This is a genomic window from Bradyrhizobium sp. FW305-F6 (assembly GCF_058782905.1).
In genome coordinates, this window is record NZ_JBYSYD010000001.1 from 1,106,093 (window position 1) to 1,126,770 (window position 20,678).

Consider the following 20,678-nt stretch of genomic DNA (forward strand, 5'->3'; position numbering starts at 1 on the left):
TTCCTTTTCTTGGTTCAGTAATTGCTCGCAGCCACCTTGACCAATCCGCGATAGCTGTGCGGCATTCGCATCGAGACCAGGTCCTTTCGGCGCACGACATTGGTCGGATAAACGCTGTCGAGATTGGTGGTGTCGACCAGAGCAGTTGCAAGCCCCGTGCCGCCGGCCGCGATCGCCTCCCGCCGCGGGAACGCAAAAGTGTCGGGCCCGAACACGCCGCTCAGCCCGGGATAGAGGCGTTCAGGATCGGCGACATTGGCGAAGGCGAAGAACAGATTGTTCTCGCCCGCGCGAACGCGCAGATGATGCCAGTGATGCGGATCCGGACCGGTCGGAATCGGCGCCGGTTGCTCGACCTCCGTGCCGGCATGTGACGAACTGAAGCGTCCCTTGATCGCTGCAGGACAGGCGATGAGATCGCAGCCGCGCAGCGCCAGCACCCGGCCCGCCTCCGGAAACGAGGCGTCGTGACCGATCAAAAGCCCGATGCGGCCAATCGGCGTGTCGATGACGGTCCAGCCTTCTCCGGCCGTCGCCCAGCTTCGCTCGTCGGCCGTGAGGTGCGTCTTGCGATAGACCGAGATCTCCCCTTCCGGGGCGACAAGACAGGCGCTGTTGTAGAGCGTGTTGCCGGCGCGCTCCGCGAGGCCGCAGATGAGATAGAGACCCAGCTCCGCTGCGAGTTCCTCGAGGCGATGGGTCACCGGACCGGGTATCGGCTGCGCCGACGTCGCGGGATCGCCGAGACCGGTTACGGCAAGCTCCGGGAACACGACCAGATCCGCGCCTTCGGCGCTCGCCTTACGCGCAAGTGCCGCGATCTCAGCGAGATTCTGGTCGATGTCGTCGCGAGGCGCAAATTGCGCAACGCTGACCCGTGACGTCTTCCCGGGCGGCCAGGGCTCATGGCCGTAGAGACCAAAGAAGTCGCGCGGATTCCAGCTGAACGTATCGGTCAGGAGCTCCGGATAGAGCTCCGGCCGGCGCTGCGCAAAGACGGCTTCGCCAAGCACGCGGCGCGACCGCGCGGCCTCGAGGTCGATCTCCGACAGCAGCACGCCGTCGCCCTTGTCGAGCACTGCGATCACCTGCCCGTCCGGGGCGATGACACAGCTCCCGCCACTGAACTGCACGGTGCGCTCCAGCCCCCAGCGGTTGCTCTCGATCACATAGCAGCCGTTCTCGAAGGCGCGGCTGATCCAGTAAGGCGCCGGCGTGCGTTCCGCCAGCCAGTTCGAGATGTGGCAGATGACGTCGGCCCCGCCGAGCGCCATCAGTCGCGCGGTCTCCACGAAGTGAATGTCCATGCAGATCAGCAGCGCGATACGGCCGATCGGGGTCTCGAACACCTGGTTGTGCAAATCGCCAGCTGCGGCCCATTTCGGCTCGGAGATGTAAGGATGCGTCTTGCGGTGACGGCCGACGATACCGTCCGGCCCGATCAGGACGGCGGTGTTGAAATAGATGTTGTCCTCGTCGACCTCGGGCATGCCGACCACGATGTAGCAGCCATGCTTGCGCGCCAGCGCCGCAAAGCGGCTCGTGGTCGGCCCGGGGATCGTCTCGACGAACGGCGCAACCTCGGCCCGGTCGAACCAGCAATAGCCCGTCGTCCCCATCTCCGGCGTGACGATCAGCTTTGCGCCGGCGGCCGCCGCCTGCTCGCAGAGTTCGAGCAGGCGGGCGATGTTGCCCGCTTTCTCGAACATGGTCGGCTCGAACTGGACGGCGGCAACCTTGTGAATGGTGGACATGACCCGGCCTGCCTCAAACGAGATAGGATTTCTTGATAGACGCACCCAATGTGTATTTGGGATCGACCATGTTGCCGAGCCTGACCCGACCGGCCTGGGTCAGCAACATATAGGCGTCGATCTCCTCGAAACCGTAGTCCGCCGCCATCCAGCGGCAGAGCTCGCGATAGGCAATGCGAGCGGCATCCTCCATCGGCCGGGCCGAGCCGATGGTCATGATGAAGTCCTTCGTTTCCAGGCGCGGCCAGGCAATGGTCCAGTTCTTGATGAGATCGACCTGCACCGTGGTCACGGTCGGATGCTCGATGGCAACGCCGCAGAGCTCGCCATCACCTTGCGCGGCATGACAGTCGCCGAGATAGAGCAGCGCGCCCTTGGTGTTGACCGGCAGGTAGATGATGGCGCCGACGCCGACATCAGGCAGGTCCATGTTGCCGCCGTAATAATCCGGAACGAGCGAGGAGATCGCCTCGATCTCCGGTGAGGTGCCGATGGTGCCGATGAACGGTTCATAGGGCAGCGTGATCTTGTCGTTCCATTTGGTGCCGGTCTTGGCGTCGATCTCCAGCTTCTTGACGCGCTCGGGCAGCGCCGGATTGAGCAGCGCCGTGTTGCCCGTGCTGACCAGTCCGCCGAATTCCGGCATGATGACCGTGGTACCGCGCGGCTGCGGCCCGCGTGGCACGATGCTCTCGATGTAGACTGCGAGTGTGTCGCCCTTCTCGGCGCCGTTGACGTGGATCGGCCCGTTCTGCGGATTGAGGAACGGGAAGTTGAGGATCTTCGACGGGCTGTCGGTCTCGTTCTTGATGGCGCCCTCGAACGCATCATGGGTCTCCGCGGCGACGACTGCGCCGGGATCGACGGTCAGCACCGGCTTCACGTAGGGGCCGTAGACATAGTGATACTTGCCCTGTTCGCTCTCGGTGATGGTGTAGGCCGTACCGCGCTCGCCCTTGGCGATGCCCTTGCGGGCCATAATGGAGTCTTTCTGCCAGGACATTTGATTTTCTCCTTCTGTCATTGGCCGGTCTTCAAACCGCGAGATGACGCCGCATCTCGGCCGCGTCGTCGAGCGCTGCGCGATCGAGATTTGCGACGATGCGTCCCTTGTCCATGACGTAGCAGCGCTGCGCCATGGCGCGGATCATGTCGAGATTTTGCTCGACCAGGATGATGGTGACTCCGGTCCTGCGATTGAGCTCGACCATGTTGCGCGCGATATCCTGGACGATATTCGGCTGGATGCCTTCCGAGGGCTCGTCGAGCAGGATGAGGTGGGGGTCGGCGATCAGGACCCGTCCGATCGCAAGCTGCTGCTGTTGGCCGCCGGACATGGTGCCGGCGCGCTGATGCCAGCGCTCTTCAAGGATCGGAAAGGCCTCGACGATCTTGCGCCGCCCCGCTTCGGGAATGCCGCCGCCCTTGATCGCCGCGCCGACCGCGACGTTCTCGCCGACGGTCAGCCGCGGAAACACGTCGCGCCCCTGCGGAACATAGCCCATGCCGAGACGCGCCCGCTTGTGTGCGGGAAGAAGCTCCACCGCCTGGCCGCGATAGACAATCGAGCCGTCCATGACCGGCACGAGCCCGATCAGGCTCTTCATCAGTGTGGATTTGCCGACGCCGTTGCGTCCGATCACGGCGACGATCTCGCCTTCACGCACCTCGATCTCGAGGCCCTGCAGCACCGGCTTGCCGCCATAGCCGGCGCGCAGGCCGAGCGTTGCGAGAATCACTTCCTTGCGCGGTACGTCAAGCATGGGCCTGCCCGAGATAGATCGCCGCCACACGCTCGTCGGCCACGATTTCGTCGATCGAACCCTGCGCGAAGACTTGGCCGAGATGCAGAACGGTGACGCGGTGCGCGACCTGCCGGACGAAGGCCATGTCGTGCTCGATCGCCAGCACCGTCATGCCATCGGCATTGAGCCGCTGCACCATTTCGCCGGTAAGGTGGGTTTCCTCGGGCGACATGCCGGCGGTCGGCTCGTCCAGCAGAAGAAGACGCGGTTTCAGACTGACCGCCATGCCGATCTCGAGCCATTGCTTCTGGCCGTGGCTGAGATTGCCGGCGATCTGCGTATGCTCCGATTCCAGCCCAAGGAAGTGGAGCAGCCGCCCGATCTCGGCTTCGAGTTCAGTGCCGCGGTGCCGGCTCTGCAGGGCGATCTCGAGATTCTGGCGGACCGACAGGCCCCTGAAGACGCCGGGCACCTGGAATTTGACCGAAAGGCCACGGTGAATCCGCGCAAAGGATTTCAGCGCGGTGATGTCCTCCCCGGCGAAGAGAATGTCGCCGCTGCCGGGATGATGCTCGCCGAGAATTAGCCGGAACAGCGTGCTCTTGCCCGCGCCGTTGGGGCCGATCAGGCAATGGATCTCGCCGGCTTGCAGCGTGAGATCCACCGAATTGGTCACGTGCAAGCCACCGAAATGCTTGTTCAGCTTGCGCAGTTCGAGCAGCGACATTAGCCGGCCCTCTGCGTAAAACGTGCTGCGATGCGGCCCAGCCAGTTCATTGCCCCGAGCACGAGGCCGTTGGGCGCGATCAGCACCGTAAGCACGAGCAGCACCCCCATGAAGACCAGCGCGTACTGGCTGCCGTAAATCGTGAGCGCCTGAAACGCGGCGAGCACCACCAGCGTACCGATCACGGTCGACGTCAGGTCGCTGCGGCCGCCGACCGCGACCCAGATCAGCGGCAGCGCAGCGGCGGTCATGCCCATGCTCGACGGCGTAATGTACTGGCCCCACACGGTGTAGAGAACGCCGGAGAGCCCAGCGAGCGCAGCGCCAATCACGAAGGTGATGAGCTGGTACTTGCGGATGTCGTAACCCAGCATCTCCGCCCTTTCCGGGTTCTCGCGGATGGCGACGATGACATTGCCAAAAGACGAGTTCATCAGGATACGCAAGGCCAGATAGACGAGAACGAGAAGGCCGAGCACGAGGTAGTAGAGCCCGATATCGGCGAACAGCACGATCGGCTCGCCCGGCCAGGGGATGGTGAGCGGCGGCATCGCACTCATGCCGTTGAAGCCGTTGAGGCGTGCAGCTCCGATGCGCCATTCCGGTCCTGCTGTCTGCGCCATGAAGCGCTCCAGCATCAGGGTCACGGCGAGCGTGACGATGCCGAGGAAGACGCCGGCGATGCGGCCGAAAAACATGAAGTAGCCGAGCAGGACCGCGAACAGTGCGGCGATCGCGACCGCAATCACCAGCGCCAGCAGCGTGAAGCCGTAGGCGGAACCGAAATTGATGGTGAGGACGCCATAGCCATAGCCCGCGATGCCGAAGAACGCGGTCTGGCCGAACGAAAGCGAGCCGCCATAGCCCCAGATCAAACACAGGCTGAGCGCGATGAACACCCAGACGAAGAAATAGACGGTGTTGCCGACCGTGTAGCCGTCGCTGAACAGCGGATAAGCCAGCGCGGCGGCGAGCACGAGGGCGAACAAGGCCCAGAAGGCCGGACCGCGACCGACGGTCTGCGGGCCTTCGAGACGGCGAAACATTGCGAGGAAACCGGTCACGACGCCATCACTCCGTCAGGTCCGCTCGCGCAGCACGAAGCCGGAGATGCCTTTCGGCAGCACCCGGACGACGATGATCACGGCGACCAGCAGGCCGATCTGGCCGAACAGCTGGCCCTGCCACGACGTCATCACCGATTTCACGACCGCCAGCACGGCGCCTGCCGGTGCGGTGCCGAGGAAGACATCGGCGCCACCGATCACGACGGTGACGAAGGCCTCCATGATGAAGGTCGCCCCCATGGTCGGCACCAGCGTCATGGTCGGTGCGTAGAGACCACCGGCCAGGCCGGCCAGCCCGGCCCCGCAAGCGAAGGTGAGACTGTAGATCAGGCGCGTGTCGACGCCGAGCGCCGCCGCCATATGCGGCACCTGGATGGTGGCGCGTGCCAGCACGCCGAACCGCGTCCAGTTGAAGAGCGCATAGAGCGCAGCGAGCACCCCGATCGCGGCACAGAACAGCACGATGCGATAGATCGAATAGGAATAGTCGCCGACTTGAAAGCTGCCGAACGGCGTGCCGACGCCGGCCATGGTCGAGCCCACCATGATCAGCGTGCCTTGCGTCGCGATCAGGCTCAGTCCCCAGGTGGCGACGATGGTGTCGAGCGGACGGTCGTAGAGATGGCGGATTACCGCGAGTTCAACCACGACGCCGACCAACCCCGATACGAGGGTACCGGTCAGAATTCCCAGCGGCAGCGGCAGGCCGGCGTGCACGGTGGCGGCGGTGACGTAGGCACCGCACATGATGAACTCGCCATGGGCGAGATTGATCACGCCCATCATGCCGAAGATCACCGCGAGCCCGCAGGCGGAAAGCACCAGGAATGCGAAAGCGTCCCCGAATTGATAGAGCGCAGAGAAGACGTGGGTCGCGATGTCCATGAATCAACCAGGAAGTGGAAGGATGCGGCGCGCCGCGGATGTCCGTGATCGCCCCGGCCGACGTGAAGGCCGGGGCGACACGCCGCAGGTCAGGGCTTGGGTGGAGGATTCGATGGCGTGTACTGGGCCATCGGATCCTTCTTGGTGAGATCGCAGCCGGCCTCACCCAGCCAGTATGGCTTGATGTCCTCCCAGACCTTCGGGAAGGAGATCGAATGATCGGCGCCGACCTTGGCGAGATAGATCGTGTGCGACATATGCTGGCTCTTCGGGTCGATGCAGACCTTGCCCTCCGGCGCGTCCATGCAGACGTCGCCCAGTGCGATCACCTTGCGGATCTCCTCCCGCTTGGTCGACTTCGCGCGCTCGACCATCTGCTTGTAGAGATAGACCGCGAGATAGGAGTTCTCGGCCTCCTGGTTCACATAGGGCTCGCTCGGGAACTTCGCCTTGAACTTGGCGTAGAACTCCTTGCTCTTGGGCGAGTCGATCTCCTCGATGTAGTTGGTGGTGACGTACATGTCCTTCAGGCTCGGCGGCTTGAAGCGCTTGTGCTCGTAGCCCTGGCCGACGTTGACCGAGGACGCCATCGGCAGGCTGACGTTGGCGGAGGCCGCCTGCTCGTAATAAGACGCCTGCGCCGTACCGACCAACAGCGTGACCACGAAGTCCGGCTTGGCCTTCTGGATGTTCTGGATGCTCTGCGAGAACTGCGAGACACCGAGCGGGATGAACTCCTCGCCAGCCATCTTGCCTCCGTTCTCCTTGACGATCTTGCGCACCCATTCGGCCGAGATCTGGCCGAAATTGTAGTCGGCTGCGAGCGTGTAGACGTTCTTGCCGTACTTCTCCATCATGTAAGGAATCAGCGTCGAGAACTGCTGCTCCGGCACGGCGCCCGTCACGATCATGTGGCCGTCGCAGACGCCGCCTTCATACTGGTTGTTGTAGAAGGCGAAGCCGTTGAACTGGTCGACGATCGGACGATACGCCTCGCGCGAGGCCGAGGAGAAGCCCGCGAAGACGACGTCGACCTTGTCGCGCTGGAGCACGCGGCGCATGAACTCCTGGTAGCGGGTGTTGTCGGACTGGGTGTCGTAGGTGACGAGCTCCAGCGGGCGACCCATGATGCCGCCGGCCTTGTTGATCTCCTCGGCGGCGAGCTGGATGGCGTGGACCTTGCCGATCGTGGCCGCAGCGAAGTCGCCGGACTGATCCTCCAGCACCCCGAGCTTGATCGGATTCTCCGCCGCAAGCGCCGAGTGGGAGCCTATGGGTGATCCGAGGACAAGCGTCCCCGTGAGGGCTGCGGCGCGCAGCCCCCGCAATACAGACTTGCTCATTTTGCTTCTCCTAGATGGCCTGCTTGTTGCCGCCTTGCAGCGTGATGCCGGTCGTGCGGCCGGACGTATCGGGCGGCTTCGCCCGCTTGCTCAGAAGCTCTTCGCAATAGAGCTCCATGTTCTGCCGCGCGCGCATGCTGTCGCGACGGAGCCGGGAATAGGCACCTTCCTCGTCGAGGCCGTCCTGCTGCATCAGCAGGATGACGGCCCGGATCACCGCGCGGCGGCCGCGGCGGCGCTCCTCGAGCCCCTGCAGGCGCTCGTACATCTCGGCGCGCAGCAGGAACTGGTTGATGCCCATGAACAGAGACGTGTAGACCGCGCCGCCATGCACCGGCTTGCGCAGGAACGAGGTGGCGCCGAGATTGACCAGCGCCTTCAGCCGGCTCGGCGCCTCGACGCCGACGAGACCGATCACCGGTACCGGCGGCAGCCGCGAGGCCGGATTGACCTCGATCGCGACCGCGCCTTCGAGATCGCCGTCGACGAACAGGATATCGCGGTCAGCCTGAAGGCCGGCGACGTCGAGCTGGGCGCGGCCATCGACGATCTCAGGGTACTCGGTGGAGACGCCGAGCTTGGCGAGCGTCGTCTCCAGCGCGCTCTCCCAGCCCCCTCGCCTCGTGACGACGATGGCACGGCCGCCCTTGAAGTTCTGCAGCAGTCGGGAGCTCATGATTGCACCACTTTCAAATGTGGAGAGCGCATTGCGCTGGCAAAGCGCGGCGACGACTGAACGAGATAGGGATCCGGCGCGATCGGCTCGCGTGATTCCAGCAGCACCTCGAACTGGCCGCCGGCGGTCGATCGGCCGATCCGAGGCGTGAGCCAGGCGTGGAAGGTCTGGCGGTCGATGCGGACCTCGCCTTGCGGCGCATGCAGCCGCTGGTCCGCCACGGCGGCGCGCACCTTGCGCGCATCGTCGGTGCCGGCCTGCGACAAGGCGGATGCAAGCAGCTTGACGGCGATGTAAGAGGACTCCGCGTCGGCCGACGAGACCGGGCCATCCGGGAAGGACTGCGTATAGGCATCGATGAAGGCGGCGTTCTCCGGCGACTTCAACGACGAGAAGTAGACGCTCGAGGACAGATGCCCCTCGACCGCATCCGGGCCGATCTCCGGCAATTCCGGCTCCGACAGCGTGCAGCTCGCGACCGGGATTTCCGTGGCCTGATCGATGCCGCGCGCACGGCAGGCGGCGCGGAACGCGCGGAAGAAGGCATAAGCGCTGGTGCCGATCAGATTGTTGAAGACGAAATCCGGCCGCTGCTCGATGATCGCAGCAATGACCTGGTCGACCTCGGTATCGCCGACGGACAGATAGCGCTCGGCGAGAACGGTGCCGCCGCGCGCGATCAACGCTTCGCGGAAGATGCGATTGTTCTCCCAGGCCCAGATGTAGTTGGAGCCGACGCAGAAGGCGCGCTTGCCGACGCGGGTGGCGAGATAGTCGACCAGCGGGAGAACGTGCTGATTGGGCGCGGCCCCGGTATAAACGACGTTGTCGGAGCTTTCGAAACCTTCATAGTGCGACGGATACCAGAGCATGCCATCGAACTTCTCGAAGCAGGGAATGACCTCCTTGCGGCTGGAGGAGGTGTAACAGCCAACGACGTGACGGATCCCCGATTTGAGCAGGTCCTGGCTGAGCGAGCGATAGCAGGCGAGATCGCCGTTGGGATTGACCACCACCGGCTCCAGCTGGATCGTGTCGGAGCCGGCGTTGATTTCGTCGAACGCGAGCAGCGCTCCGTTGAGCATCGAACGCGCGACGACGCTGTACGACCCCGTCGTCGAGAACATCACACCGATACGATATCCCGTCCGCGTCATCACTCGATCCAAAACAAAAAAGCGCCCGCCGGCCGTTAAGCCGAGGGCGCCCTCGCCGCCAACCGAACACGCGATGCGCGTGGTGTTGGAAATGGTTTGAACTCGTCGCGTTGACGGGCCAAGCTGCCCAACGCTTGGACGATACGGTCGTTGAGATCGAAAGCGAAGTCAAGCGCGTTATTGCAGCGCTTACTGCTCCAATTCACGTCGCCATGCAGCAAATCTGTGCAGCGCTGTGCGGCGTATCAGATCGGGCTTTGCCGCTCTCACTCCGTCCTGACCCTCGATGGTGCGATCGATGATGTCGTCGCGGATGGCTAGCCTGCTCCGATTGAAGCAAGTCCGACTGCGTCAACATGGCTGCTGGGCTGTCGTGCGTTAGCACGTATTTTGCATAAATCGTAGGCGATATGGGCGCCGCATGAACCTCGTTAGTCTCGACATCCGCATGCTCCGGTCGCTGATTTCGGTGGTCGAGACCGGCAGCATCACCGAGACCGCGCGACGGCTGGGCCGAACCCAGCCGGCGATCACATTGCAATTGCAGCGGCTGGAGGAGCTGACGGGCAAGCAATTGTTCGAGCATGGCGGCCGCAGGCTGACGCTGACCGACGACGGCACCACCGTTCTCACCTACGCAAAGTCCATCCTGCGGTTGCATGACGAGCTGATTTCGCAACTGGCGTCACAGGAGATCGAAGGCCAGGTGGTCCTCGGGACGCCCGACCTCTACGCCGCGTTCATGCTGCCGCAGATCCTCAGCGTATTCCGGAAATCCTTTCCGCGCGTGCAGGTCGAGCTCAATTGCGCGCTGTCGACACCGCTGGTTGGCCTCGTCAAGCGCGGTGATGTCGACATCGCACTGGTCACGCGCATGAACGATTTCACTGGCGGCCAGGTGGTGCGGCGCGAGCAATTGGTCTGGATGACCGGCGAGCAATCCGCCGCGCATCAAGAGCGCCCGATCCCGCTGGCGCTATTGCCGCCCGGCAACATCTACCGTGACTACGCCATCGAAACGCTGGAACGAGCCAATTTGCGCTGGCGCATTGCCTGTGTCAGCGAAAGCGTCGGGGGCCTGCAGGCAGCGGCCTTCGCGGGCATGGCGGTCACCGTGCTCGGCCGCAGTGCCTTGGTGCCGGCGATGTGCGAAATCGGCCCCAACGAGGGCCTGCCGCCGCTGCCGAAGATCGAGCTGCTGCTCTACAAGTCCAGCGGAGCGACCTCGAAGGCCGCGACCGCGCTGCACGATTATCTCGCGCATTATCTACGTCTCGACGAAGAGCTCAGTGGCCGGGGCTCACCGATCGCGCTGGGCTAACCCGGTGCCCTAGCACAGGGCCAGCGGCGGCCAGAACTTGGCCCAGGGTTGCGCCTGCTCGAACGCGGCCGCGATGCGGAAGATGGTCGGTTCGTCGAGCCAGGGCGCGACGACCTGAAGGCCTATCGGCATGCCGTCGCGATCGAAACCGCAAGGAAGCGTCGCAGCCGGCAGGCCGGCGAGATTGATCGGCCACGTAAAGGGCGACCAGCCGAGATGCGGATCGACCTTGTTGCCGTCGATCGTGCCGACACCGATCTGTCCCGCCTCGAATGCCGTCACCGCGACAGTCGGCGTCACCAGGGCATCGACGCGCTCGAACAGCTTCAGGAACGCATTGCGCGCCTGGCCGCGGCGATAGCTCGCTTCGATATAATCGGTCCCGGTGTAGTTCCGACCGGCGGCGATGACGTCGCGATAATCGGGCTCGGAGCTTGCGAGATCGGCCGCGGTCTTGGTTGAAACTGCCGCCGCTTGTTCCGTGAAAGCGATCGGCTTCAGCGTGTGCTCGAGAATACCGGGATCGAGGCCTGGGTCGTCCCTGGTAACCTGCGCCCCGCAGGAATCGAGAACGGAAAGTGCCTTTTGGAACGCAGCGCGGACGTCGGGGCTGACCGCGGCGTAGCCGAAATCGGCGCTGGCGCCGATGCGAATGCCGTCCAGCGACGCCGCGTTAATGTCGAAGCGGCGCGGCGACACTGGCAGGCTTGCTGCATCGCGCAGGTCGTAGCCGGCAATGATCTCCAGCATCAGCGCGGCATCCGCCACCGTGCGCGTGATCGGCCCGGTATGCGCGAGCGAGGCCCAGGACGGCGGCGAGAAGCCGGGCGAGCGCGGCACCAGGCCGAACGTGGGCTTCAGCCCAAACACGCCGCAGAACGACGAAGGCACGCGGATCGAGCCGACGCCGTCAGTGCCGATCGCGATCGGACCGCAACCGGCGGCGACGCCGGCAGCAGCCCCTCCGCTGGAGCCGCCGCTGGTACGACCAGCGTTCCAGGGATTGCGCGTGATGCCGGTAACCGGACTGTCGGCCGTCAGCTTGTAGCCGGACTCGCATGTCGTGGTCTTGCACGTGATGATGGCGCCTGACGCCCTCAGCGCGGAGACCACGGCGGCATCGGCCTCGGGCACGAAGCCCCTGTTCATGGGCGAGCCGGCATAGGCCGGAACTCCGGCGACATAGACGAGATCCTTGATCGTGACGGGCACACCGGCCAGCAGTCCCTTGGCTTCGCCCGAACGCATCTCCCTGGTGAGTCGATCGGCCTCCGCTCTCGCCTGCTCGTACATCGGCGTCACCACCGCGTTACAGGCTTCGTCTGTCGCCTGAAGCGCTGCGATCGTGTCATCGACAACATCGCGCGGCGTAAACGCTCTGCGCCTATAGCCGGCCACGATCTCGGATGCAGAAAGCGCGCCAAGGCCAGTCGGCGCCGGCGGGAAGGCCGCTCGGCCGGAACCATCAGTCATCATCGACCCTAAAGAGCTAGCTGAGCGCCGCGTCGACGGCGCGCTTGGCCATCACCGTGACGAGATGCGCCCGGTAATCGGCTTCGGCATGGATATCTGAGGTGAGACCGTCGGTGTCGATCCTGATCGCCGCGATCGCGGACGGATCGAAATTGGCCGACAACGCGGCCTCCATGGGCGGCACTCGGAAAACGCCGGGACCCGCGCCCGTGACGGCGACCCGGACCCCATCGGCGAATTTCGCGACGAACACGCCGACCAGCGCATAACGCGACGCCGGCGCCTTGAACTTTGCGTAGCCTGCTTTCAGCGGCACGGGTAAACGGACCGCAGTGATGATTTCTCCCGGTTCGAGCGCCGTCTCGAACAGGCCGAGGAAGAACTTGTCCGCGGCAATCTCCCGCGTGCTGGTGACGATGGTGGCGCCGAGGCCGAGCACGCCGGCCGGATAATCCGCTGCCGGATCGTTGTTGGCAACGGAACCACCGATGGTGCCGCGGCTGCGAACGGCGGGATCGCCGATCATCGAAGCCAGCGCCGCGAGCGCGGGGATCCTGGTCTGCACCAGTTTCGAGGCAGCGACCACCGCGTGCGGCGTCATTGCGCCGATGGTGATGGTGGCACCATCGTCGGTTATACCCTTGAGGTTTCCGAGCTTCGACAGATCGACCAATGCGACCGGGCTGGCCAGCCGTTGCCTCAGCGTTGGGATCAGCGTCATGCCGCCGGCAACGAGCTTGCTGTCCTCGATGGAAGTCAGGAGCTTGGCCGCGTCCGGAATCTGGTCCGGCTGGTGGTAGGCAAACGGTTTCATGTGATCCCCCTATTCCGCAGCGACCGGCAACGACGCGTTCTGCAGCAGGCGCCAGATCCGGTTCGGCGTTGCCGGCATGTCGACATGGGTGACGCCGAGATGAGAGAGCGCGTCGACCACCGCGTTGATCACGGCGGCGGGCGAGCCGATGGTGCCGACCTCGCCGCAACCCTTCACGCCCATCGGCGTATGCGTGCACAGGGTGGAATGGGTCGCCACCTTCATCATCGGCAGATGGTCGGCACGCGGCATGCAATAGTCCATCAGCGAGCCCGACAGCAGTTGCCCAGAGCCCTCGTCATAGACCGCGTTTTCGAACAGCGCCTGGCCGACGCCTTGCACGATGCCGCCATGCAGCTGGCCCTCGACGATCATCGGGTTGATCACCGTGCCGACGTCATCGACCGCAGTATAGTTCACGAGGGTGACCGTGCCCGTTTCGGGATCGACCTCGACCTCGGCGATATGGCATCCGCCAGGATAGGTGAAGTTGACGGGATCGTAATAGGCCTGCTCCTCCAGCCCCGGCTCCAGCACCTCGAGTGGATAATTGTGCGGGACATAGGCCGCGCCGGCGATCTCCTCGAACGTCTTGCTGCGGTCCGTGCCGGCTACCGAGAACTTTCCGCTCTCGAACTGGATGTCGACCTCGGCCGCTTCGAGCAGATGCGAGGCGATCTTCTTGCCCTTGGCAATGACCTTGTCGGTGGCCTTGGACAAGGCGGCACCGCCGACCACGAGGGAACGCGAACCATACGTACCCATGCCGAACTGCACGCGGTCGGTGTCGCCGAACACGATGTCGACATTCTCGAAGGCGACGCCGAGCTTGTCCGAGACGATCTGCGCGAAAGTGGTCTCGTGGCCCTGGCCGTGATTGTGCGTGCCGATCATGACCGTCACCTGCCCGGTCGGATGCACCCGCACCGTGGCGCTCTCATAAAGACCGCCGCGTGCCCCAAGCCTGCCGGCGAAGCGCGACGGCGCAAGGCCGCAGGCTTCGACATAGGTGGAGTAGCCGAGCCCGCGGAACTTGCCCTTGCTGGCGGAGGCTGCCTTGCGGATACCGAAATTCTTGACGTCGGCGGCGACCAGCGCGCCGTCGAGGCATCCCATGGGATCGCCGGAATCGTACTGCACCAGCACCGGCGTCTGGTACGGGTAGGCCTCCTTCGGGATCATGTTGCGGCGGCGGATCTCGACGCGGTCGATGCCCATCTCTGCGGCCGCGACATCGACGATACGCTCCAGCACGAAGGTCGCTTCAGGACGGCCGGCGCCACGATAGGCGTCGACGGGCACGGTGTTGGTAAAGACCACCTTCACGTTGCAGTAGATCGCGGGCGTGGTGTAGACGCCACCGAGCAGTGGGCCATAGAGGTTGGTCGGGATGTTCGGCCCGAAGGTCGAGAGATAGCCGCCCATATTGGCCAGCGTGTTGACGCGGAAGGCAAGAAACTTTCCGGTTTCATCGAGCGCCAGCTCGGCCTCGGTGACGTGGTCTCGGCCATGACGGTCGGAGACATAGCCTTCCGAGCGGCTCGCGACCCATTTCACCGGCCGCCTCACACGCTTGGCTGCCCAGGTGATCACGGCCTCTTCGCCGTAATGGAACTGCTTGACGCCGAAGCCGCCGCCGACGTCCGGCGCCACCACCCGCAGCTTGTGCTGCGGTATGTTCAACACCAGCGCGCCCATCAGGAAGCGAACGACGTGCGGAAACTGGCTCGTGGTCCACAGCGTGAAGCGATCCGTGCCCGGCTCGTATTCCGCGATCGCCGCCCGCGGCTCCATGGGGTTGCCGATCAGGCGGTTGTTGACGAGGCTCAGCTTGGCGACATGCGCCGCCTTCTTGAACGCAGTCTCAACGGCGGCCTTGTCGCCAAGTTCCCAGTCGCAACAGATGTTGTTCGGGACATCATCGAACAGCTGCGGCGCATCAGGCCTTATGGCCTCAAGCACGCCGACCACGGAAGGCAGCACCTCATAGTTGACCTCTAGCAGTTCGGCCGCAGCATTGGCCTGCTCCGGAGTTTCCGCGATGACAACAGCCACCATATCGCCCACGAAGCGCACCTTGTTCTGCGCGAGCATGGGAAAAGGCGGCTCCTTCATGGGAACGCCCTTGGCATCGGTGATGCCCCAGCCGCAAGGCAACGAGCCGAGGCCGTCGGCGGCGACGTCATCGCCGGTCAGGACCGCGATGACGCCGGGCGCGGCCAGGGCCGCGGTCTTGTCGATGCCGCGCAACATGGCGTGTCCATGCGGCGAGCGCACGAAAACGCCCGCCGTCATGCCCGGCCGCTTGATATCGGAGACATAATTCCCGCGACCGGTGAGAAAGCGCTGGTCTTCCTTGCGCTTTGGGGCGGCGCCGATTCCGATCACATTGCCCATGGTCACTCTCCCTTCGCGGCGTTCATGGCTGCAGCGCCGGCCATGACCGAGACGACGATGTTCTGATAGCCGGTACAGCGGCAGATATTGCCTTCGAGACCATGACGGACATCGGCCTCGTTCAGGTCAGGCTTCTCGGCCGCGAGCGCGAGCGCGGTCATCAGCATGCCGGGCGTACAGAAGCCGCATTGCAAGCCGTGATGCTCGCGAAACGCCTCCTGCATGGGGTGCATCCGGTTCGAGCCGGGCGCACCCTGCAGGCCTTCGATCGTGAGCAGCGTGGCGCCGCCGAGTGCCGGCGCCAGCAAGGTGCAGCTCTTCACCGGCAAACCATCCAGATGAACCACGCAGGCGCCGCACTGGCTGGTGTCGCAGCCGATATGGGTGCCGGTGAGATTGAGTTGCTCGCGCAGCAGCTCGGCCACCAGCGTCGCCGGTTCGACATCGACGGTGGTGGGCCGGCCGTTGAGTGTGAAGGATATCTGCACGGTCATACTCCTGCGCGACGGGTCTCTAGGCGAGTGGAAGAGCGCTGCCGGTGGCCCATGTGGCCATGACGACATCGCCGACGGTGAACGGATCTGCGAAGAATGTCTTCTCCGGCACATAGGCCACGAACTCGTCGTCAGGCACGGTGTCGAGCATGACCTTGACGAAGTAGCCCTGGTATTCGATGGCGAGCACCCGGCTCGGCAGCGACGTGGTGCAGCCCGGCGGCAGGTCCCTGCCCGGCCGAACCAGCGCGACATCGTCGCGACGCACGGCGATGTCGACCTTGTCTCCGACACTGACGGTCGAACGCGCCTGAAGCGGGACCTCGATGCCCGAGGGAGCCGCTTGCGCGAGCGTGAAGCTGGCGCCGTTCACCTTTTCCACGCGACCGGACAACACGTTCTGGCCACCCATGAATTCCGCGACATAGCGATCGTGCGGATGGGCATAGACGTCCCGGGCCGCGCCGGCCTGCTTGATCTTGCCCTGCTCCATCACCACGACAAGATCAGCGAGCGCGATCGCCTCGAGCTGGGTGTGGGTGACATGGATGAAGGTGATGCCGAGCTCCTGCTGCATCCGGCGCAGCTCCTGGCGCATCTGGACGCGAAGCTGCTCGTCCAATGCCGAGAGCGGCTCGTCGAGCAGCAGCACCCGCGGCTCGGTGATCGCGGCACGTGCCAGAGCCACACGCTGTTGCTGGCCGCCGGAGAGCTGGGCCGGCAGGCGGTCGGCGAACTGCGTCAATCGTACCTTCTCGATCATGGCATCGGCCGCGCGCAACCGGTCGGACTTGGACTGGCCGCGCACGCGAAGTGCAAAGGCGATGTTCTCCCGCACGGTCAGATGCGGGAACAGCGCATAGGACTGGAACATCATCGCGGTGCGCCGCTGCACCGGCGCGAGGCCGACGACGTTCTGACCGCCGATGACGATCTCGCCGGCGGTCGGATCCTCGTGGCCGGCAATCATGCGCAGGATCGTGGTCTTGCCGCAGCCGGAGGGGCCGATGAAGCAGCAATAGGCGCCATCTGCGATCTTGAGATTGACACCGTCGACGACGTTGGTGGCGCCGTCAAAGCTCTTGCAGACGCCCGCCAGTTCGATATCGCCGCGATCGTTCTTCATTCCTAGGCCTTTACCCGGCTGCCGCGCTTCTTCTGGATCAGCACGATGCTGCCGAGGCTGGCGCCGATGACGATGAAAGAGACGATGGTGGTCACCGTGCCCAGCGCGTAGAGCGACGGAGAGGTGACGTTCAGCGTCATGCTCCAGATTTCCAGCGGCAGCGTGTTCAGGGACCCCGCGGTCTGAAGGCTGCGCGCGAACTCGTCGTAAGAGAGCGTGAAGCCGAACAGCGCGACGGCGACGAGACCGGGCGCGAGCACCGGGATCATCACCAGCCGGATCGACTGCCAGCGGCTGGCGCCGAGATCGTAGGCTGCCTCCTCCCAGGCATGGTTGAAGCGGGACATCACCGCGAACATCACGAGCACGCCGAACGGAAGCGTCCAGGATAATTGCGCGCCGAGTGCCGACGTGTACCAGCTTGCGTTCAGCCCCAACGCCTGGAACAACAGGCCGGTGCCGAGACCGAGCACGAGGCCAGGCGCAACCAGGCTGCCGATCATCATGTAGAAGACGAATGTGTCGCCGCGAAAGCGCTTGCGAAAGCCAAGCCCCGCGAGGAATGACACCACCACGGTGATGACGGTGACGATCACCGCGAGCTTGATCGAGCGGTCGAACGACCCCTTGACATCGCCGGTGCGCACCTGAGTGAACAGGTCGACGAACCAGTGTAGCGACCGACCCTTCATCGGAAACACGAGTCCGCCCCGGATATCCTGGAAGGACAGGATGTAGATGCAGAACATCGGACCGTAGAGCGCGATGACGTAGCAGGCGAACAGCGTCGCCAGCACGTAGAACGTCCAGGGCCTGCCTCCCTTGCTCGGCGCAATCGCCTTGGTCGTCGCGGGGGCCGCGATCTCGGGCATGTCGGCGAGCACCGCGCTCATCGCGTGATCTCCTGCCGGATATCGACCGTGCGCAGGATCAGCGATACGATCGCAACCAGCACCAGCGTGAGCAGCACGGCGCTTGCCGCCGCAGTCGGATATTGCAGCACGCCGACGTCCTCGTAGAAGGCGCTGACCACCGAGGCGGAGCCGCCGCCGGACATCACCTTGACCACGAAGAAATCGCCCATCACGATCGAGACCACGAAGATGGTGCCGAGGGCGATGCCGCTCTTGGACATTGGCGCCACGATCAGACGCATGATGTCGAAACGGCTGGAGCCGGCGTCGATTGCGGCCTCGATCAGCTTCTTGTCGATCCTCGCCATCGAGTTGAAGATCGGCACGATCATGAAGATCGTGAGCTGGTGCACATAGGCGATGACCACCGCGAGATCGGAGAACAGCAGCACCTCCAGCGGCTGGCGGATCGCACCCGTTGCCAGCAGCGCCTGGTTGATCAGGCCTTCCTTGCCGAGCAGCGGGATCCACGAGATCATCCGGATGATGTTCGAGGTCCAGAACGGCACCGTGCAGAGCAGGAACAGGCCGATCGCCAGCAATTGGTTGCGGACGTGGAAGACCAGGAAATAGGCAACGAAGAAGCCGATGATCAGGGTGAAGATCCAGGTCAGCACCGTGAACTTGATGGTCGCCAGATACAGCTTCAGCGTCAGCGCCGAATGCAGCACCTCGGCATAGCTTGCCAGCGTGAAGCCCGGCGTCAGTCCGCCAAAGCCGTCGGTGGCGAAGAAGCTCGCGGCCAATACGACCAGGATCGGCGCCACGAAGAACGGCACGAGCACCAGGACCAGCGGCGACACATAGAGCCAGCCGGCGAGATTGGCGCGCATGGGACTTGGATTGGGCTGCATGGCGGCAATGGCCTCGAAGTCTGCCTTCTCGCACCGGCGCGTAACGGCGCCGGTGCGTCGTTCAGGTCAGGGAAAGCAGGTTTCAGGCCACCTTGAAGTCATTCCAGCGCTTGTTCATGTAGGCCGCCTCGTCCATCAGCGTGTTCCAGCACGAGATGTTCTTGACGCGATCGAGGAACGAGCCGCCGTCGCGCTTGGTGCCGGCCTTCTCCATCGGCACACCGTAGGGATCGTTGATCACCGCGGGCGCGGGCTTGCCGTCGTACCAGAAGTCCCATTCCGCCGCCGTGAGAAACTTCTTGGCCGTCGATGGCACGGGGCTGTAGTAGCCGTAGCGTCCAACGAAGCCGCCCTGCCAACCCGACAGATACCAGTTGAGATATTCGTAGGCGGCGTCGAGCTTCTTGCCGGAGAGGTGCTTCATCAGGCCCATGCCGTTGCACCAGCCGCGATAGCCTTCCTTGCCGTTCTTGACGTTCACGGGCGCGTAGACGCAGGGAATTTCCTTGACGCGCACGGCTGCAACCGCGGGCGACCACATCGACTGGATCACCACCTCGCCCGCCGCCATCAGTTGCACCGACTGGTCGAAAGTGGTCCAGGTCGCGCGGAACTGACCCTGCTTCTTCAGCTCGATCAGCTTGTTGCAGGTGAAGTCGATCTCCTCCTTGGTCATGTTGCCTTTGTTGCCATACTTGATCAGCCCGGCGCTCTCGAAGCAGAGCGCGGCATCCATGATGCCGATGGCGGGCACGTCGAGGATCGCGGCCTTGCCCTTGAACTTGGGGTCGATCAGGTCCTTCCACTCAGTCACTTCGTGGCCGACGAGATCGGGGCGATAACCGATGGAGTCCGCGTTGTAGACCTGGGGCAGGAACGTCGCCCACTCCGTGACGCCGTCGTTGAGATCGGTCGCGTCGGGCTTGGCGATATACATGGCCTCGTAAGGCGAAATGCCCTGGCGCGGAATCTTGTGGCCGTCGATCTCGCCCTTGGTGAAGATCGGCAGGATGTTGTCGAACTCCTTGATCTTCTTGACCTGGATTCCCTGGATCACGCCGCGCTTGGCCGCGAGCTTGGCCTGCCAACCTTCGAGGTCGGCGATATCAACCGTATTTGGCTGACTTATGAAGCGGTTGATGGCGGCGGAGGTGTCGAGGTTCTGCATCGTCACCTTGAAGCCGAGATCCTTGGCCGCCTGGTCGCCGATCGCCTTCACCACCGAATAGGACACGCCGACATGGCGCAGCTCGATGTCCTTGATCTCCTGCGCCCAGATGGTCGGGAATCCCCGGATCGCATCCGATCCAGCGGCGGCGCCCGCGACGGCGGCGGCCCCCTTCAACAGCGTGCGGCGGCTCAGCTTTTTTGCTTCCCGCGGCTTCGTTCCGGCGGCAGCATTCCCCTTATCCCTATCAAGCATGGCAACCCTCGTTGGTTACGATGAGCGGCCGCAACGATCTTCAGCGATCCCTGCGGATGTGATCAGTTGCGCGTGAGGCTATGGGCAGGGTTTTGCGAAGTAAAATTGGAAGTAAAAATTCGCGACATAAGCGCGACTAATGACTCAGCCCTCTGCATTTGATCTCGGCACGGCAGCTCAGGAAGGCGGCAGGCGGGTATACCGGGCGCAACGAATGCAAACTTGGCGGTCATCAATTTGGGAACTTTTTCGTCGTCTGGACGACACGCCTTCGCGTTCTCGCAGCGTACTTCGCCCGAGCTTTGCTTGATCTCGCCGCCCTCATATCCAAGAGGGCGCAGGGAAGACCGGGTGCCGACTTGCACCCGCGGTCCGCTGCGCGAAGATGCACACGCAGGAAGAACCGCACAGCAGCATACAGGTGTAGCCCAACACTCGGCCTTCCCTGCGCGATGGTCGGACGGCTTATGCCGCGCTCTCCCGGGAGCCGAACTTTCCTTCTGGCCTC

The 20,678-nt window shown here is 63.9% G+C and carries 18 protein-coding genes; 1 reads left to right on the forward strand and 17 read right to left on the reverse strand.

Features of this window, described 5'->3' with window-relative positions; genetic code table 11:
- Window positions 1–14 precede the first annotated feature (14 nt).
- From AC3WLX_RS05395 to AC3WLX_RS05435, 9 genes are all read right to left on the reverse strand, one after another.
- A complete protein-coding gene (locus AC3WLX_RS05395) occupies window positions 15–1,754 on the reverse strand; it encodes a nitrilase-related carbon-nitrogen hydrolase (protein ID WP_492334983.1) in 1,740 nt (579 codons plus the stop codon).
- Window positions 1,755–1,767: 13 nt separating this feature from the next.
- Complete coding sequence (locus tag AC3WLX_RS05400; protein WP_291618279.1) at window positions 1,768–2,757, reverse strand: acetamidase/formamidase family protein; 990 nt, start codon at window positions 2,755–2,757, stop codon at window positions 1,768–1,770.
- Between the two features lie 31 nt (window positions 2,758–2,788).
- The gene (locus AC3WLX_RS05405) at window positions 2,789–3,517 is read right to left on the reverse strand and encodes an ABC transporter ATP-binding protein (RefSeq protein WP_291618276.1); all 729 of its coding nucleotides are present in this window, start codon (window positions 3,515–3,517) and stop codon (window positions 2,789–2,791) included.
- Entirely contained in the window at window positions 3,510–4,226 is a 717-nt protein-coding gene (locus AC3WLX_RS05410; RefSeq protein WP_291618271.1) for an ABC transporter ATP-binding protein, read from the reverse strand. Before AC3WLX_RS05410 ends, AC3WLX_RS05405 begins: the two co-directional genes overlap by 8 nt.
- A complete protein-coding gene (locus AC3WLX_RS05415) occupies window positions 4,226–5,272 on the reverse strand; it encodes a branched-chain amino acid ABC transporter permease (RefSeq protein WP_492335924.1) in 1,047 nt (348 codons plus the stop codon). Before AC3WLX_RS05415 ends, AC3WLX_RS05410 begins: the two co-directional genes overlap by 1 nt.
- Window positions 5,273–5,305: 33 nt before the next feature.
- A complete protein-coding gene (locus AC3WLX_RS05420; RefSeq protein WP_492334984.1) occupies window positions 5,306–6,178 on the reverse strand; it encodes an ABC transporter permease subunit in 873 nt (290 codons plus the stop codon).
- An 89-nt stretch (window positions 6,179–6,267) separates the two neighbouring features.
- A complete protein-coding gene (locus AC3WLX_RS05425; protein WP_492334985.1) occupies window positions 6,268–7,521 on the reverse strand; it encodes an urea ABC transporter substrate-binding protein in 1,254 nt (417 codons plus the stop codon).
- 10 nt (window positions 7,522–7,531) lie between these two features.
- Window positions 7,532–8,197, reverse strand: a complete 666-nt coding sequence (locus AC3WLX_RS05430) for an ANTAR domain-containing response regulator (RefSeq protein ID WP_492334986.1) — start codon at window positions 8,195–8,197, stop codon at window positions 7,532–7,534.
- A complete protein-coding gene (locus AC3WLX_RS05435; RefSeq protein ID WP_492334987.1) occupies window positions 8,194–9,354 on the reverse strand; it encodes a transporter substrate-binding domain-containing protein in 1,161 nt (386 codons plus the stop codon). Before AC3WLX_RS05435 ends, AC3WLX_RS05430 begins: the two co-directional genes overlap by 4 nt.
- A 421-nt stretch (window positions 9,355–9,775) precedes the next feature.
- Here AC3WLX_RS05435 and AC3WLX_RS05440 point away from each other — a divergent pair, with 421 nt between their 5' ends.
- Window positions 9,776–10,675, forward strand: a complete 900-nt coding sequence (locus AC3WLX_RS05440; protein ID WP_492334988.1) for a LysR substrate-binding domain-containing protein — start codon at window positions 9,776–9,778, stop codon at window positions 10,673–10,675.
- A 9-nt stretch (window positions 10,676–10,684) separates the two neighbouring features.
- On the opposite strand, the gene AC3WLX_RS05445 is transcribed toward AC3WLX_RS05440, so the two are convergent.
- From AC3WLX_RS05445 to AC3WLX_RS05480, 8 genes are all read right to left on the reverse strand, one after another.
- Complete coding sequence (locus AC3WLX_RS05445; RefSeq protein WP_492334989.1) at window positions 10,685–12,148, reverse strand: amidase; 1,464 nt, start codon at window positions 12,146–12,148, stop codon at window positions 10,685–10,687.
- Between the two features lie 16 nt (window positions 12,149–12,164).
- The gene (locus tag AC3WLX_RS05450; RefSeq protein ID WP_492334990.1) at window positions 12,165–12,962 is read right to left on the reverse strand and encodes an FAD binding domain-containing protein; all 798 of its coding nucleotides are present in this window, start codon (window positions 12,960–12,962) and stop codon (window positions 12,165–12,167) included.
- Window positions 12,963–12,971: 9 nt separating this feature from the next.
- Entirely contained in the window at window positions 12,972–15,359 is a 2,388-nt protein-coding gene (locus AC3WLX_RS05455) for a xanthine dehydrogenase family protein molybdopterin-binding subunit (protein ID WP_492334991.1), read from the reverse strand.
- Between the two features lie 2 nt (window positions 15,360–15,361).
- Entirely contained in the window at window positions 15,362–15,853 is a 492-nt protein-coding gene (locus tag AC3WLX_RS05460) for a (2Fe-2S)-binding protein (protein WP_492334992.1), read from the reverse strand.
- A 19-nt stretch (window positions 15,854–15,872) separates the two neighbouring features.
- Window positions 15,873–16,979: an ABC transporter ATP-binding protein gene (locus AC3WLX_RS05465; RefSeq protein WP_492334993.1), complete on the reverse strand. Its 1,107-nt coding sequence runs from the start codon at window positions 16,977–16,979 to the stop codon at window positions 15,873–15,875.
- A 2-nt stretch (window positions 16,980–16,981) separates the two neighbouring features.
- Window positions 16,982–17,872, reverse strand: coding sequence for an ABC transporter permease (locus tag AC3WLX_RS05470; RefSeq protein ID WP_492334994.1), 891 nt, complete (start codon window positions 17,870–17,872; stop codon window positions 16,982–16,984).
- On the reverse strand, window positions 17,869–18,747 hold the full coding sequence (locus AC3WLX_RS05475; protein WP_492334995.1) for an ABC transporter permease: 879 nt from the start codon (window positions 18,745–18,747) through the stop codon (window positions 17,869–17,871). The genes AC3WLX_RS05470 and AC3WLX_RS05475 overlap by 4 nt, the downstream gene beginning before the upstream one ends.
- 82 nt (window positions 18,748–18,829) lie before the next feature.
- Window positions 18,830–20,170 carry an ABC transporter substrate-binding protein gene (locus tag AC3WLX_RS05480; RefSeq protein ID WP_492334996.1) on the reverse strand — a complete coding sequence of 447 codons (1,341 nt, stop codon included), beginning with the start codon at window positions 20,168–20,170 and terminating at the stop codon, window positions 18,830–18,832.
- Window positions 20,171–20,678: the final 508 nt, after the last annotated feature.